Raw genomic sequence first — 17,348 nt, forward strand, 5'->3', positions numbered from 1 at the left:
GAAGATATGAAAAGATTAGGAATTTCAGTTTATCCAAGCCATAATGACATAAATGAAATAATTAAGTATATACATTTAGCAGGAAAGTATGGATTTAAGAGAATATTTACATGTCTGATTTCAGTAGCTGATAAAAAAGTAGAAGATATAATAGGCGAGTTTAAAACTATGGTGGCAGCAGCAAAAGAAGAAAATATGGAGGTTATTGCAGATTTAGATCCAACAATATTTGAAAAATTACATGCATCTATATACGACTTAAAGGTATTTAAGGATATGGGTTTAGATGGAATAAGATTAGATATGGGTTTTAGTGGTTATGAAGAGTCTATTATGAGTTTTAATGAATATGGATTGAAAATAGAATTAAATATGAGTAGTGGAACTAAGTACATTGATAATATTCTATCATATAAAGCTAATACTAATAATTTATATGCATGTCACAATTTTTATCCTCATAAATATACAGGACTTTCATTTAAACATTTTATAAAATGCTCAAAACAATTTAAGGAACTAGGGTTAAATACAGCAGCATTTGTAAATTCATCCAGTGCAAAGTATGGACCTTGGCCAGTTTCAGAAGGTTTATGCACATTAGAAATCCATAGGGATTTACCAATAGATGTACAAGCTAAACATCTTCTATCAACAGGGTTAATTGATGATATTATAATAGCAAATTCATTTGCATGTGAAGAAGAACTTAAGGCATTAAGTGAATTAAATAAAGAAAAATTAATATTTAAGATTGAATTTAATGAAAGCGCAACTGAACTAGATAAAAAAATTGTTCTTGAAGAGTTTCATAATAATAGAGGAGATGTCTCAGAATACATGTTAAGGTCTACTCAAAGTAGAGTTAAATATAAAGGTGAAAGTTTTCCAGCAGTTAATACTATTGATATAAAAAGAGGAGATATATTAATAGATTCAGATTTATATACTAAATATGCAGGTGAGCTTCAAGTTGCTTTAAAAGATATGAAGAACAGTGGCAAGACTAATGTAGTGGGTAAGATAGCAGATGAGGAAATATTTCTATTAGACTATATTGAACCTTGGATGAACTTTGGTTTTAACTTAAATAAGAGCCCAAATGCATAGCTGCTATGTTTTCTGTATTTTGTGATTGAAGGCAAAAAACAAGCTAAAAGTAGCAAAAAATCTTATTCTTTTAAATTATGCTATTTACCTTCAATTATGTTTTTATATTTTTGTTGTTATTAATATTTTAACATAATAGAGGAAAATATAAATATCTAACTTAAAAAAGTTAGGGAAATAAGCGCTTGTAAAATTCATACAAGCAAATAAAAAATAATAATTGATAAGGGGGAAATATTATGAACAAATTTTTTGAATGGATGGAAGAACACTTTGTGCCAATTGCAGCTAAAATTGGTTCACAAAGACATCTTATGGCAATCAGGGATGGGTTCGCTACAATTATGCCAATAATTATGGCAGGAGCATTTGCAGTATTATTTAATAATTTAGGCTTTCAATGGTATCAAAACTTATTGAATTCAATCTTACCTGTAGGATGGCAAGCCTGGGGAGGCAATATTTGGACTGGATCATTTGCAATAATGTCTATATTAGTTGTATTTACGGTATCATATCATTTAGCAAGATCATATGAAAAAGATGGTTTAGCAGCTGGAATAGTAGCTGAAGCAGCATCTATCATTCTATATGCAGCAACTCCGGATGGGGGAGCATTACCATTTACATTCTTAGGAGCACAAGGACTATTTATTGCATTAATAGTAGCATTAGTATCTACAGAACTATTTGTTAAATTAATAGGAAATCCTAGATTGGTAATAAAAATGCCTGATGGAGTACCACCAGCTGTTACTAAATCATTTGCAGCATTAATTCCATCAATTATAATCCTAGCAATAGCAGCAGGTATTAAGCAGTTATTTATAACATTTAGCATAACAGATATGCATCAAGCACTATTCTTTACAATTCAAAAGCCATTACAAGGATTTGCAGGAAGCTTAGGTGGAGTATTGATAATAGTATTCTTAACACAAGTATTATGGGTCTTTGGACTACATGGGTCAAACATACTTGCACCAGTAATAAATGCATTATTACTTCCACTACTTATGGCTAACACAGAAGCAATTAAAAATGGATTACAACCAGAAAACATATTAAGCAGTCAATTCTTAGATTCATTTGTATATATGGGTGGATCAGGAGCTACAATAGCTTTAATAATTGCAATATATATATTAGGGAAAAAAGCAGGTACTCAACAAAGAACAATTGCTAACTTAGGACTAGCACCAGGATGCTTCAATATAAATGAACCAATAGTATTTGGTATGCCAATAGTATTAAACCCAATGTACTGCGTTCCATTTATATTAGCACCTATGGTTTCAACAATTATAGCATATGTATTAACTTATATAGGATTTGTACCAAAAGTATCAATAATGGCAGCTTGGACAACACCACCAATTTTAAATGCATTGATATCTACTAATTCAATTATGGGTGCAGTTACGTCTGTTATTTGCTTAGCTGTAAGTGTAATAATATATCTTCCATTTGTATATATTGCAGGTAAAGCAGAGATAAAAGTTGAGGAAGGCGCAGGAGTAGAAATTTAATAGGCAGATTATATAAACAAGTAAAGCTTATAATGATTATTTGGAATGTTTTATGTTAAGAACAATAGAAAAATATTTAGAGTATTTTAGATGGAGGTTCTAAATATGAAAAATAAGAAAATAAAGATAGTTACTATTGGAGGAGGATCAAGTTATACTCCAGAATTAATTGAAGGATTTATAAAACGTAGTAATGAATTGCCTATTAAAATTAATAGAATTACTATATAATCCAGAAAATGCAGATTCAAATAATGAAGCTGTAGTAGCTAATATTAAGGAATCAAAGTTTATATACGAACAAATAAAAGATTTAGGATTATTACCTTGTCCATATCACAATTACTATTATGCTACAGATGATATGTTGAAAGAAGAATTAGAAAGTTTTTCAAAAGGGGAAACAAGAGCAGAAGTTGTAAAAAGAACTGAAGCAGAGTTATTTGAATTATATAAAGATCCTAAACTAGATTATAAGCCAGAACAATTAACTAAACGTGGAGGGGCCTACTATAGTGATGCTGCATGTGAAGTTATATGTTCAATATATAATGATAAGAAGACAACAATGGTGGTTTGCACTCCTAATAATGGTTCGGTTTCAGATCTTCCATATGATTCAATTGCAGAAGTTTCAAGTATAATAACAGCACATGGGCCAGAACCAATAAATTTTGGCAAGTTAGATGTAGAAGCAAAAGGAATGCTTCTATTAATGAAATCAATGGAACAAATAACAATATCAGCAGCTATTACAGGAAGCTATGATGAAGCGATCCACGCCTTTACAATAAATCCATTAGTTCCAAGTGGATTTATTGCTAGAGATGTATTAGATGAATTATTAATAGCACATAAAGACTATTTGCATCAATTTGCTGAAATAATAGGCAAATTATATAGATAGAGAATAAATTATAGAAAAGAAGTAAACTGTACCCTGTCAGTTAGACACAGAAAAAGAGGTTGTGTTAATTGACAGGGTACTTCTTATAAAAAATAATTTTATATATAACACTTAATATTCTTTTTATTGTAAACTTTAAATGTATTACAAAACTAGTGCTAGTATACTTTAAAGTTAATTACTTCATCTTGTCCTGCAACAACAGCTTGATCAACATTCATATGTAATTCGCTTACAATATCCATATTGGTAACTAAAACTGGGGTTATTAATGAAAAACCTTTATTTAAAATAAAATCTCTATTTATTTTTATAATTGGTGTTCCAGCTTTAACCTTACTTCCAGCTTTAGCTAGCAGTTCAAATCCTTCACCATTTAAAGAAACAGTATTAATTCCTATATGAATTAATAACTCAGCGCCATTTGAAAGTGTCATGGCAAAGGCATGCAGTGTTTCACATATTAATGTCAATTCTCCATCAGCAGGAGCAACTATTACATCACCAGTAGAATCTACAGCAATTCCATCACCAGCTATTTTTTGTGCAAATACAGTATCAGGTACTTTAGATAAATCTATGGTTTCACCAGTTACAGGCGCAATTAATTTTACTTCTTTATTTGAACTCTTCTTAAAAAAATTAAGCATGTTTATATTCCTAACTAATCAGGAATGTTCACTTCCTTTCATTTGTTATTTTATATGTATTATCACTAAGGCATAAGTTTCCTATAGAATGCAAACCTATAAGCTATTAATTTTGGTGAAAAGTAGATAGCTTATAAAATTTATGATCGTAATTTATTTACTAAATTTCTCGAAGCCATTAAATTTTTCTTGTAATCATCTAATTCATCTTTAATCATACCTAAATATAATAAATCTGTTAAAATTAAAGATGCATTTCTTGATGAAACAGCTCCAAGCCTTAAATCTTTTTCTTGAGACGGCACATATAAAACTAAATCTGAGAATTTTAATAATGGACTTTTTATAAACTGAGTTATTGAAATAGTAGTTGCACCTTGATTTTTGGCATGTTCCATTGCTACATTTATTTCTTTTGTATTTCCACTATAACTAACTGCAAGAGCAACATCCTGTTTAGTTATATAGGTTGTTGCTGCTAATTGCATATGAAAATCGTTATAAAACACTACATCATAACCAACACGAGATAACTTTTGGGCTAAATCATAACAACATATGCCAGAACTGCTTATTCCAAATAAGTAGATACGCTTAGCATTTTTCATAGCTTGCACTGCATTATTTAAAGTTTCTATTCTTAGAAGTTTATAAGTTTGTTGAACAGCGGAAGTATCAGATGCCATTGATTTTTTTACTATTGTTTTTAAAGAATCTTTTTGACAAATTTTTTCAGAAAATAAAGGAACTTCTTCCGTATTATCTTTTGCAAGATCAAGCTTTAGTTCAGCAAACCCATTATATGCAAGCTTTTTTGAAAATCTTATAACTGCAGCAGCTGATGTATTTGTTTTAGCAGCAATATCTTGAACAGAATCATATATTATACTATTAACATTTTCTATAATATATTTAGAAATTTTTTCTTCTGTTTTTGTAAAATTTTCACATGATTTAATTTTATATAAACAACTCATTACAAGACCTCACTTTAAGTAAAATCAGATAGAGTAAAAACGCTATCTGAAATTTTAAATTCTACCAATAAAATTACTATGGATATCAAAAGACAAGATTATACTTATATTATAAAATAATTTCTATGGATTTATTGCATAAGTATGAGTTTTACTGTTGATATCTATAAAATATATAATAATTGTATCAAATTTATTGATAACTTACATTAAAAATTAATTTTTTATATTTCGAAGTGCTTTAGATATATTTCCATTTTCTTTATTTAAGATTTCGTTACATACTTCTTTATTTTCCTTTGTTAAAACCATGCATATTGCAACTTTAACATTATAGTCACTTTGCACCAAATACTTATAAGCCTCATCTATTGTACATTTTCCACTTGTAGCTATAATATTCTTAGCACGTTCTACTAATTTTTCGTTAGTTGGCTGAACATCAACCATTAAATTATGATAAACTTTTCCAAGTTTTACCATTAATGAAGTGGAAATCATATTTAAAATCATTTTTTGTGCACTTCCAGCTTTCATTCTTGTACTACCAGTCACAACTTCAGGACCTACTATGGCCTCAATTGACACGATTGCATGCTTGCTAATTTCAGAAGAATGTACACATGAAATTGCTCCAGTTAATGCACCAATTTCATGTGCATAATCAAGTCCGCCAATTACATAAGGTGTTCTTCCGCTGGCAGCTAATCCTATTACAGTATCATTTTTATTTAATTTTATATTTTCTAAATCCTCTTTGGCAAGAGTTAATGAATCTTCTGCGCCTTCTTTTGCTTTAAGCAGTGCGCTATAGCCTCCGGCAATTAATCCTTGGACTAAAGATGGATCTACTCCATAAGTTGGGGGACATTCACTAGCATCTAATACACCTAATCTTCCGCTTGTACCAGCACCGATATATATTATACGCCCACCTAATAACATTTTTTCGTATGCTAGATTTATTAAATTTTCAATATAAGGAATTACTTTTTCTACAGCGAGTGCCACCTTTTTATCTTCATTGTTAATTATATTAAGTATGTTCTTTGTATCCATAATATCGATATTTATACTATCTTCATTAATTTTCTCTGTATCAAGAACGTTTAGATTTACTTTCATTACAATCACTCCTTTATAAAACATATTATACAAATAATAAAATATAATTTCAATATATTATTAAAATTTATGTAATTAATTTTCAAAGGAAGTTAGAGTACTATGAAAAATATTTTATTTAATTCTATTTATGTAAATTTCAATAACATCGATATAATATAATAATTTCTATAAACATAAATCACGGAGTTCCATAACGAATAATAGAATGGTTCTGTATTACAACTTATATAGATAAGAGAAATTTAAAGAAGATATAATTTAATATATATAATATATTAAAAATGAAGATCTATATTAAGATAGATTAATGTTAATTACTAAATTATTTAATATAAAAAATTATTATTTGAAACAGTTGAACTAAAATGAGCTCTTGTGAAATAAAATTTTAAAAAATGTAAAAAATAATTGAAATATTATTGACATAAATATTAGGGTGGTTATAATAAAAATATATCAGTAAGAATTAGGCGATGTTATTATAATAAACAAAGTAGGAGGCTATTAAAAATTTTATCATAACGTTTTCTTATTTGATAATTATTATAGCAGAAAGGGGTATTTATTATGGATTATAAAAGAATTGCTCAAGAAGTTTTAGTTTGTATAGGTGGAAATGGTAATGTTTCTGGAAATGCAACTTGTATGACAAGGCTTCGTATCACTACTAAAGATTCATCTAAAGTAGATTTAGAAGGATTAAAGAAAATAGAAGGTGTTATGGGGGTTGTTGAATCAGACACTCTACAAATAGTTTTTGGACCTGGAAAGGTAAATAAGGTTGGTGCAGAATTTTCAGAGTTAACAGGTATTTCCTTAGGGAGCTCAGAAGAAGTAAATGCAGAAGATCTTGCAAAGCAAAATAAAGCAGCAAGTAAAGCTAACCAAACAAGTATTGTTCAAGTATTTTTAAGAAAAATTGCAAATATTTTTGTGCCGTTACTTCCTGGAATAATTGCAGCAGGTTTAATAAATGGTATTACAAATGTTGTAAATGTTTCAACTCATGGTGCAGTAAGTGGACAATGGTGGTATGAATGTATAAGAACAATGGGATGGGCACTTTTCGTTTATTTACCTATTCTTGTTGCTATGAATGCAGCCAAAGAATTTAAAGGATCGCCAGTACTAGGTGCAATGGCAGGAGCTATGTCAATTGCCAATGTAGCTATGCCACTTCTTTCTAAATTTAAAGATGCACCAGTGGTTCTTCCATTAACAGGTAATGTGTTTAACCCAGCATCAGGTGGATTATTAGCTGCACTTATTGCCGGTATGTTCTTTGCTATTTTAGAACGTAAAATTAGCAAGTTTATGCCAGATATACTTCAAACATTTTTTACTCCATTATTAACAGTTATTATAGGTGGAATAGTTACATTATTAGTACTTCAACCAATAGGTGCTGGTTTAACAATGGCAATATTCGGAATATTAAATTTTATATATGTAAGTTTAGGGGTAGTTGGTGGATACATATTATCTGCTGGATTCTTACCTTTAGTTGCAGTAGGTTTACATCAAGCATTAACTCCAATTCATGCTATGTTAAATGATCCCAATGGGGCTACACAAGGAATAAATTATTTATTACCTATTCTTATGATGGCAGGAGGAGGACAAGTTGGTGCTGGTCTTGCTTTATATTTAAAAACAAAAAACAAAAAATTAAAACAATTAACTAGAGATTCATTACCAGTTGGTATATTAGGTATTGGTGAACCAATGATGTATGCAGTAACACTTCCACTTGGAAAACCATTTATAACTGCATGTTTAGGATCTGGAATTGGAGGTATATTAGCATCTATATTCCATTTAGGTACAGTATCTCAAGGAGTATCAGGATTATTTGGACTATTAATAGTTATACCGGGAACTCAAATTTTCTATATTATTGCCATGTTAGGCGCTTACGTAGGTGGATTTATATTCACATATTTCTTTGGTGTTGATGAAAAAAGAATTGATGAAGTTTATGGAAAATAACTATGGAAAAGGTGATAGAAATGAATTCATTTGGAATATCATTATATCTTGGAACAGGATACAAGAAAAATAAAGAAATAATTGAGAAAGCTCATAAGAATAATGCTAAGTATGCTTTCACTTCCCTTCATATACCAGAAGAGATAGTACGTGATTATCAAAAAGAGGTGGAATCCTTATTAACTATTTGCAAAGTAAATAATCTTAATTTAATAGTTGATGTTGGACCAAGGACATTAGAAAAGCTCGGATTTAAAGATTTTAAGGAACTAAAACAAACAAGTATAACTCATTTACGTTTAGATTATGGCTTTACTTATGAAGAAATCATTGAATTATCTAAAGACTTTAATATTGTGTTTAATGCATCAACTTTACTAGATAATGATATATATGAGCTTAAAAGATTAAATGCAGATTTTTCAAGGTTTTCAGCATGCCATAATTTTTATCCTAAACCATTAACAGGATTATCTTTAAAAAAGGTAAATAAAATTAATAAGAAATTAAAAAATCTCGGTATTACTATAATGGCATTTGTAGCCGGAGATAAAGATTTACGGGGACCTCTTCATATGGGATTGCCTACTGTTGAAGAACATAGAAGCGGAGATATATTGTTTAATGTATTGCAATTAACAAAAAATACTGAAACTGAGATATGCATAATTGGTGATATAGATATTACGGATGAAGCTTGGATTAAATTAAAGCAATTATCAGAAGGATATATTTCTTTACATGCTAGAATTGATGAAAAGTATTCATTTGTTAAAGATATAATACATCATGATAGACCAGATTCTAGCGACTATGTAATTAGGTCTCAAGAATCACGTGAGTTTAGTTCACAAGGAAAAATTTTTCAAGTTGAATCACCAAAAGAACGTAAGAAAGGTAGCATTTCAATAGGAAATGCTGATTATTTAAGATATTCAGGAGAACTTGAAATTGCAAGACAAAATCTTGAACCAGAACCTAAAGTAAATATTATTGGAGAAGTTGATATAAATGATATTAAATATTTAGATTATATTACTGACGGTATGGGATTTAAATTTATATAGTTTTAGAAAAAATAAAATCTATCCTTAACTTATTAAATATTTTAATAACCTCAATAAGTAAATTAGTTAATAAACTAAAAATACTTATTGAGGTTGTCTATGTTTAAAGGCTTTTTTTTACTTTGATTAAAGTTTATAATATCTAATGTAACAAATTTAATTGGATGGTGAAAATACATGGAATATATAAATGATATTAACATAAACGAAGCAGTTATACACATATTAGATAGTAATGGGGAAGAACCTGTGCTTAATGAATACAGTTTGGAACTAGATGAGGATATACATAAATTTTTATATAGACATATAGAAAGATGTTTAAATGATGATGAACTTAAATATGCACGTTTTAACCCTGAAAGAAATATAGTCAAAGAAGTTGTACAAGACTATTTAAATGGAATAGATAGTGATTTAATTAATTTATCGAAGGAGCTTGCTAGGCAACTATTCATAATAATGAAAGGAAATGTAAATATTCCAGCGGGGGATCTAATAATAGTATCAATATCTACAGATCAAGGACCGATGATAGGGATACTAAAAATGGATTATGTTAAGAATTTTACTCATGAAATCCAATTTGTAGATCAAAAAATTGGGATAGGAATAGTGCCACAAGTAGCTGGACTTCCAGGTAGTGGACAAAAGATACAAAAGGCTGCATTTCTTAAGCCAATTAGGGAAGATGAAAAATATAACTTGATGATTTTAGATAAGCAAAAAAGTAGTAAAGAAGATGAATATGGAGCAAATTATTTTATAAATACATTTTTAGGTGCAAGTATTATTACTAATGAAAGAGATATGACGAAAACCTTTGTAAAAGCCGCAGAAAACTGGACTAGAAAAAATATTACTGAAGATGCAGGAAAAGCAGAAGAAATTAGGACTGCTATTAAAACTAAATTAAAAGAAGAAGATACTATAAATATAGATTCATTCTCAGAAGAGTTATTCAATGAACAACCACAAGTAAAAGAAGATTTTTCAAATTATATAAAACAACAAGGTTTAAGTGAAGAAGTGGCAGTTGATAAAACTTGGGTTGATAAAAAACTAAAAAGAGTTAGGCTTAATATAGATAAGCAAATTGACTTGTACATAAATGAAGATACTTACCATGATTCCAATAAATTTGAAATTCAAAGAAATGGTGATGGAACTATAAACATGATAGTAAAAAATGTAATGAATTATATAGAAAAGTAAGAGTCCGAATTTTACATTTGGTTACTCGAACTTTCTCTGTAAGCAAGTAGATAGCCCAAATCTACGATTTGGTGAAGGTCACTTTCTATTAGAACAAGAAGATAGCACCTTGTACAGATGCTATCTTCTTTAATTTACATTAATATCTATAACTAACGGATAAAATTAGTACCTACTCTAGGCTCTTTTTCAGGTAGTGAAACTCCAGCTTCTTTACCTGTTTGTATACATTTTAGAAGCCATGCCATATTTTTGCCTAATGTTCTCATTGTTTGCATTCCTTCTAAATCTTGTTTTACTTCTTCAGGAGTATTTCCATGAACCATATTCCAATATTGAGAAGAGACAACAGGCATATTAGAAATGGTAAAGTATTTATTCAACTGATCAAAAGCTGAAGTTGCTCCACCGCGGCGGCAACTCACAATTGCAGCGCCAAGTTTATATTGAAATGAGCCTCCTCCTGCATAGAAAAGTCTATCTAAAAAGGATGTAATTGAACCAGATGGAGCTGCATAGTGTACAGGAGAACCAAAGACAAAGCCATCAGCTTCTTTAGCTTTTTCTAAAGCAACATTGACGATATCATCACTAAATACACACTTACCTTCACCATTCTTATGGCAACCGCCACAACCAATACAACCACTAATAGGCTTGTTTCCAATATGGAAAATTTCTGTTTCAATATTTTCTTTTTCTAATTCATTAGCCACTTCGCACAAAGCAGTATAAGTACATCCTTTGGCTTTTGGACTACCATTAATAAGTAATACTTTCATTTTTGACACCTCATTATAATTTTTTTATCTAATTTCTCACCACTGTAACAATTATTAATATACAACAAAATAATGTTAGAAGATATAACTTGCATAAACATTCACCGTTTGATTCAATAATATTTTTATACCAATAGAATGATTTTTTAGGGATACGCTAATATTATATTTAATGTATATTGAGTAGACATTGTAAAGATAACAGTTGAAAGAAAATATACTATGGTATAAAAATTAAGACATAGATGATTTACATGCATTGTAAACATCTATGTCTTCTATTTTATAACCATATTATTTCATCAATTTAACAAGTACAGCTTTTTGTGCATGTAATCTATTTTCAGATTCATCAAAGATTGCATCCGCATGTTCTTCTAAAACTTCGGCTGTTATTTCTTCACCTCTGTGAGCTGGAAGACAGTGGAGCACCATTACATTTTTATCAGCGATTGTGATTAATTCTTTGTTTATTTGGAAGCTTTCAAAAACTTTAGCACGGATTTCAGTTTCTTCTTCATGTCCCATACTAGCCCAAACATCTGTAATTAATACGTCAGCATTTTTAGCAGCTTCAGATGGGGAAGTAGTTATTGTAAAGTTAACCCCTTCTTTTTCTGCAATTTCTTTTGCTCTGTTTAAGTATTCATCAGTTGCAGTATAATCTTTTGGTGAAGCAATTGAAAAATTCATTCCAACTTTTAAGCAACCAATCATTAAAGAATTTGCCATATTGTTACCATCGCCGATGTAAGCAACTTTTAATCCTTCAAGGATGTTTTTATTTTCTCTTATTGTCATTAAGTCAGCTAAAACCTGGCAAGGATGTTCAGTATCTGTTAAACCATTAATAATTGGAATTGATGAATATTTAGCTAATTTCTCAACTTCTTCATGAGAAAATGTTCTAATCATTATGCCTTGTATAAATCTTGAAAGAACCCTTGCAGTATCCTCTATTGGTTCACCTCTGCCGATTTGTAAGTCTCTATCAGTTAGGAACAATGAATTTCCACCTAATTGATACATACCAGCTTCAAAAGAAACTCTGGTTCTAGTAGATGATTTTTCAAATATCATACCTAAACTTTTTCCTTTTAAGTGGTGATGCTCTATACCATGTTTTTGTTCATATTTTAATTGATCTGCTAAGTTTAAAATATCTAATATTTCTTCTTTAGAAAGATCATCCATTTTTAATAAATCTTTTTTCATATAAACCCCCTAAACAATATACAACTGACAATGGATAATTAATAATAAAAGTTAATAAAAACTTAAAATATTGCATTCTCTATTACAAATTGCTAATTATCACTTGTTCATTAATAATTATTTTTCAATTTTAGATAATATTTCAAGAATAATATCTATTCCTATCTTTAATTCCTTTTTAGTTATAACAAGTGGTGGGAGAAGTCTTACAACATCTTTTCCAGCTGTTAATACTAATAATCCTTTTTTTATAGCTTCTTTTTGAACTAATGTTGGATCGCATTTTACCTTTATTCCAATCATTAATCCAATACCACGTACATCTACAATTTGTGGATTTTTAGATTCTTCTAAAAGTTCTTTTACATAAGCACCTCTTTTTGTTATTTTTTCAAAAGACTTTTCATTACAAAGCTCATCAAGAACAACTAAAGAACCAGCACACACAACTGGATTAGCTCCAAAAGTTGAACCATGATCACCTGGTTTAAATACATCATCTACTTTAGAAGAGCATAGGAAACCACCTATAGGAAGTCCAGCTCCAAGACCTTTAGCTACAGTAACAATATCAGCTTCTACATCAAAATGATTATATCCAAACATTTTACCAGTTCTAGCTATACCACATTGAACTTCATCAAAGATAACAAGTACATCTTTTTCATTACATATTTTAACTACTTCTTGTACAAATTCTTTATCTAGTGGAATTACGCCACCTTCTCCTTGAATTGCTTCAAGCATTATGGCACAAACTTTATCTGTAAGTTTTGCTTTAAAATCTTCTAAATCATTTGCTTTTACATAATCAAAACCCTCAGTGAAAGGGAAGAAGTATTTATGGAATTTTTCTTGTCCAGTTGCTTTTAAAGTAGTTATTGTTCTACCGTGAAAAGATTGCATCAAAGTAAGAACTGTACTTCTTCCACCACCGTATTTGTCGTAGCTATATTTTCTAGCTAGTTTAATAGCACCTTCATTAGCTTCAGCACCGGAATTACCAAAAAATACCTTATTCATATTAGATTTTTCAGTTAATTCTTTAGCAAGTTTTACACTTGGCTCAGTGTAAAACATATTTGAGCAATGAACAAGAGTTTTTAATTGCTTACTAGTAGCTTTAATCCATTTTTCATGACTATATCCTAAACTGCTAACACCAATACCACTTGTAAAATCTAAATATTTATTTTCATCTGAGTCATAAAGATAAACACCTTCACCATGATTGATTACAGGCTCTAAACGACCATAGCTATTGACAATATGTTCTTTTGCTTCATTAAAATCATATGACATAAAATTACCTCCCATATTAAATATAATTAACAATGAACAACGAATGACGAAATTCCTTTGGAATTTATTCATTAATTGTTAATCGTACAATGTGCATTGTTAACTGATTAATAAATCATTGTTCCAATTCCTTCAGGTGAGAACAACTCTAGAAGAATAGAATGAGGAATACGGCCATCAATAATAAGTGCTCTTTCTACACCCATTCTGATTGCTTCAACGCAACAATCAATTTTAGGAATCATACCACCTTTTATTACTCCTTCTAAACATAACTTAGGAATTTGATGTATTCTTAAAACACTAAGTAATGATGAAGGGTCTTTTGAATCCATAAGAACACCAGGTACATCAGTAAGCAACATTAATTTTTCAGCTTTTAGTGCAGCTGCAATTTTAGATGCACATATATCTGCATTGATGTTATATGGTTTGTTATCTTCTTCGCCTAAAGCGATACTTCCAATAACTGGAATATAACCTGAATTTATAGCCATTTTTATAACTTCAGTATTAACCTTAGTTATTTCACCTACATAACCTAAATCAGCATCAGTTTTTAATTTTTTAGCTTTAAGAAGAGAACCATCCATTCCGCATAAACCAATAGCCTTGCCACCAAATTTCTCTATAAGAGAAACTAAGTTTTTATTTACTTTTCCACCAAGAACCATTTGAACTATATCAATAGTACTTTCACCAGTGTATCTTAAACCATTAATAAATTCGCTTTTTTCACCTAGTCTATTTAAAAAGTCTGAAATATCAGGTCCGCCACCATGGACAACAACTGGTTCAATGCCAACACATTTCATTAATATAATATCATTTATAACTGTTTCACGAAGTTCTTCGCTTATCATTGCATTTCCGCCATATTTTACTACTATTATTTTACCATAGTAACGTTGAATGTAAGGCAATGCATGAACTAGAACCTCAGCTCTTTCGTTATTATTCAATTTACAACCCCTCCCTAGAATTAGCTTCTATAATCTCCGTTAATCTTTACATATTCATAACTTAAATCACAGCCCCAAACATAAGCACTATAATTACCTAAGAATAAATTAACTTTAATAATAATTTCATTTTCACTTAGAACTTTTTTAGCGATATCCTCATCGAAAGGTAAAGAACTACCTGCTTCACAAACTTTTATAGTACCAGCATGGCTTTCAAAGGAAACATCAACTTTTTCAGAATCAAAATCAATTGTTGTATATCCTAGAGCACAAAGAATTCGTCCCCAGTTTGCATCACTACCAAACATTGCAGTTTTTACTAAACTAGAATTAATAACGCTTTTACCTAAAATAACAGCATCTTCTTCAGTACTAGCTCCAATGATTTGGCATTCTAATAATTTTGTAGCACCTTCGCCATCTTTAGCAATGTTTTTAGCCATAATTGTGTTTAACTCTGTAAGAACTTTAAGAAAGGAATCATAGTTTTCATCTTTTTCAGTTATAGTAGGATTTTCAGCTAAACCATTAGCTAAAATTAATATCATGTCATTAGTACTTGTATCACCATCAACACTAACTCTATTGTAGGTAACAGTAACACTTGACTTTAAAGCTTCAGCCAATAATTCTGGGGAAATAGAAAGGTCGGTTGTAAGAAAAGAAAGCATTGTTCCCATGTTTGGTTCAATCATTCCAGAACCTTTTGCCATTGAACCTATAGTAACCTTTTTGCCTCCAATATAAAATTCTAAAGCCAATTGCTTTTTAAATGTATCAGTTGTCATAATGGCAGAAGAAGCATCATCAAAGCCTTCTTTTGATAATTTTTCAGTAAGTAAAGGAATACCATCTTTAATAGCATCTATATTTAAAGGAACCCCAATTACCCCTGTAGATGCAACTAAAACATCATCTGTTTTTAAATTTAATGCTTTAGCTTGAAGACAAGTCATCTTTTCTGCTTTATGTAAGCCATCATCACCATTACAAGTGTTTGCATTACCACTATTTATAATTATAGCTTGTGCTTTTTTATTTTTTAGATGCTCTTTAGTAATATAAATTGGAGCACCTTTAACTTTATTTTTAGTGTACATACCAGCAGCTGCTGCTGGTACTTCAGAATAAATTAAAGCTAAATCTTTTTGTAAATTACTTTTCTTTAATCCACAATAAATACCTGAAGCTAAAAAGCCATTAGGAGATGTAACTCCACCATCTATATATTTTATATTCAAATTTAGTCCCCCTTTAATTCAGTTGGCAGTTAACAATTAACAATTAACAGTTTAAGAAACAAACTCCTGAGACAGTTATAAAATAGGAAATTAGACTGTTAACTAATTATTCACTACGATTTTATTGCATTACTTTATTGCTTTTTGTTATTTTTAATATAGAACTTAGAATTTTATATAATTTTCATTAATCTATTAACTTATTAAAACGCTGGTGCAATCAAATTTAAGCCATCTGTTTCATTAAAACCTAAAATAATATTCATGTTTTGAATCGCTTGTCCAGCAGCACCTTTAATCATATTATCTATTGTACTTACAACTATGATTTGATCTTGTCTATGATTTAAATGTAATGAGATAAAACAATCATTTGTTAACCTTACATTTTTTATTGAAGCAGTTTCTCCAAGTGGTAAGATGTTAACGAAAGGTTCATTTTTATAACAATCTACATATAATTTATGAATTTCTTCAAGATTTACTTTATTCTTAGGAGTACAATAAATAGTTGAAAGTATACCTCTATTTATTGGAAGTAAATGAGGTGTAAAAGTTATATTAACTTTATCATTTGCCATTGTAGACAAGGTTTCTTCAATTTCAGGTGTATGTCTATGAGCTCCAACTTTATATGGTGCAAAAGTTTCATTTTCTTCAGGAAAATGAGTATTTAAAGTTAAGCCTCTTCCAGAGCCTGTAGTTCCGGACTTAGAATCGCAAATAATGTTATCTAATTTTATTAATGAATTCTTAAACAACGGCATTAATCCGAGTTCTATAGTTGTTGGATAACAACCAGGGTTAGCAATTAATGAACATTCTTTAATTTTTTCTCTATTTAATTCTGGAAGTCCATAAACACTGTTAATATGTATTTCTGGTTGTGTAAATTTTTTACCATACCATTCTTCATATTCAGCTTCATTAGATAATCTAAAATCTGCCCCCATATCAATACAAATCTTTTTATTATCAATTGCTTTTTTTGCGATATCTTCACTTAATCCATGAGGAAGGGCAGTAAAGATTACATCACATTTTTTAATAACTTCATCTGAAGATTCACAAATTAAATCTGTTTTATTTAAAAAGTTTTTATATACGTTACTAATTTCTTGTCCTTTAAAAGAAACTGAACTTAAAGCAGTAACTTCAACTTTTGGATGAGATAATAATAATCTTAAAAGTTCAGCACCAACATATCCTGTAGCACCTATTATTCCAATTTTAACCATTTTAAAATTAGCCTCCTTAATTTATTGATAAAT

At 29.7% G+C, this 17,348-nt stretch carries 16 protein-coding genes; 7 read left to right on the forward strand and 9 right to left on the reverse strand.

All coding sequences use genetic code 11. From position 1 onward, the window contains the following. The first annotated feature begins 6 nt into the window (after positions 1–6). The 4 genes from DIC82_07090 to DIC82_07105 all read left to right on the forward strand — a co-directional run bounded on the left by DIC82_07090 (position 7) and on the right by DIC82_07105 (position 3,546). Positions 7–1,110 (forward strand): DUF871 domain-containing protein, encoded by a 1,104-nt coding sequence (locus DIC82_07090; GenBank protein AWK50793.1) that lies wholly within the window; start codon positions 7–9, stop codon positions 1,108–1,110. A gap of 239 nt (positions 1,111–1,349) precedes the next feature. Then, entirely contained in the window at positions 1,350–2,639 is a 1,290-nt protein-coding gene (locus DIC82_07095; GenBank protein AWK50794.1) for a PTS lactose transporter subunit IIC, read from the forward strand. 90 nt (positions 2,640–2,729) lie between these two features. Then, positions 2,730–2,870: a hypothetical protein gene (locus DIC82_07100; protein AWK50795.1), complete on the forward strand. Its 141-nt coding sequence runs from the start codon at positions 2,730–2,732 to the stop codon at positions 2,868–2,870. Beyond that, positions 2,833–3,546, forward strand: a complete 714-nt coding sequence (locus tag DIC82_07105; protein AWK50796.1) for a hypothetical protein — start codon at positions 2,833–2,835, stop codon at positions 3,544–3,546. The genes DIC82_07100 and DIC82_07105 overlap by 38 nt, the downstream gene beginning before the upstream one ends. A gap of 158 nt (positions 3,547–3,704) precedes the next feature. On the opposite strand, the gene DIC82_07110 is transcribed toward DIC82_07105, so the two are convergent. The 3 genes from DIC82_07110 to murQ form a co-directional block, all read right to left on the reverse strand. Next, positions 3,705–4,196 carry a PTS glucose transporter subunit IIA gene (locus DIC82_07110; GenBank protein ID AWK50797.1) on the reverse strand — a complete coding sequence of 164 codons (492 nt, stop codon included), beginning with the start codon at positions 4,194–4,196 and terminating at the stop codon, positions 3,705–3,707. Between the two features lie 140 nt (positions 4,197–4,336). Beyond that, positions 4,337–5,173: a MurR/RpiR family transcriptional regulator gene (locus DIC82_07115; GenBank protein ID AWK50798.1), complete on the reverse strand. Its 837-nt coding sequence runs from the start codon at positions 5,171–5,173 to the stop codon at positions 4,337–4,339. Between the two features lie 216 nt (positions 5,174–5,389). Then, the gene (gene murQ, locus DIC82_07120; GenBank protein AWK50799.1) at positions 5,390–6,298 is read right to left on the reverse strand and encodes an N-acetylmuramic acid 6-phosphate etherase; all 909 of its coding nucleotides are present in this window, start codon (positions 6,296–6,298) and stop codon (positions 5,390–5,392) included. 570 nt (positions 6,299–6,868) lie between these two features. Between murQ and DIC82_07125 the strand changes: the two genes are divergently transcribed. From DIC82_07125 to DIC82_07135, 3 genes are all read left to right on the forward strand, one after another. Beyond that, a complete protein-coding gene (locus DIC82_07125; protein AWK50800.1) occupies positions 6,869–8,290 on the forward strand; it encodes a PTS trehalose transporter subunit IIBC in 1,422 nt (473 codons plus the stop codon). A gap of 20 nt (positions 8,291–8,310) precedes the next feature. Next, the gene (locus DIC82_07130) at positions 8,311–9,357 is read left to right on the forward strand and encodes a DUF871 domain-containing protein (GenBank protein ID AWK53044.1); all 1,047 of its coding nucleotides are present in this window, start codon (positions 8,311–8,313) and stop codon (positions 9,355–9,357) included. A 177-nt stretch (positions 9,358–9,534) separates the two neighbouring features. After that, entirely contained in the window at positions 9,535–10,572 is a 1,038-nt protein-coding gene (locus DIC82_07135; protein AWK50801.1) for a nucleoid-associated protein, read from the forward strand. Positions 10,573–10,724: 152 nt separating this feature from the next. On the opposite strand, the gene DIC82_07140 is transcribed toward DIC82_07135, so the two are convergent. The 6 genes from DIC82_07140 to DIC82_07165 all read right to left on the reverse strand — a co-directional run bounded on the left by DIC82_07140 (position 10,725) and on the right by DIC82_07165 (position 17,315). Continuing rightward, positions 10,725–11,354, reverse strand: a complete 630-nt coding sequence (locus tag DIC82_07140) for a flavodoxin family protein (protein AWK50802.1) — start codon at positions 11,352–11,354, stop codon at positions 10,725–10,727. Between the two features lie 294 nt (positions 11,355–11,648). Next, positions 11,649–12,569, reverse strand: coding sequence for an ornithine carbamoyltransferase (gene argF / locus DIC82_07145; GenBank protein ID AWK50803.1), 921 nt, complete (start codon positions 12,567–12,569; stop codon positions 11,649–11,651). Between the two features lie 117 nt (positions 12,570–12,686). Further along, entirely contained in the window at positions 12,687–13,871 is a 1,185-nt protein-coding gene (locus DIC82_07150) for an aspartate aminotransferase family protein (protein ID AWK50804.1), read from the reverse strand. A 107-nt stretch (positions 13,872–13,978) separates the two neighbouring features. Next, positions 13,979–14,833, reverse strand: coding sequence for an acetylglutamate kinase (gene argB / locus DIC82_07155; protein ID AWK50805.1), 855 nt, complete (start codon positions 14,831–14,833; stop codon positions 13,979–13,981). A 20-nt stretch (positions 14,834–14,853) separates the two neighbouring features. Next, entirely contained in the window at positions 14,854–16,077 is a 1,224-nt protein-coding gene (locus tag DIC82_07160) for an arginine biosynthesis protein ArgJ (GenBank protein ID AWK50806.1), read from the reverse strand. A gap of 203 nt (positions 16,078–16,280) precedes the next feature. Then, positions 16,281–17,315 carry an N-acetyl-gamma-glutamyl-phosphate reductase gene (locus DIC82_07165; protein AWK50807.1) on the reverse strand — a complete coding sequence of 345 codons (1,035 nt, stop codon included), beginning with the start codon at positions 17,313–17,315 and terminating at the stop codon, positions 16,281–16,283. Positions 17,316–17,348: the final 33 nt, after the last annotated feature.

The sequence above is a fragment of the Clostridium beijerinckii genome (genome assembly GCA_003129525.1).
In the GTDB taxonomy this organism is placed as follows: Bacteria; Bacillota; Clostridia; order Clostridiales; family Clostridiaceae; genus Clostridium; species Clostridium beijerinckii_D.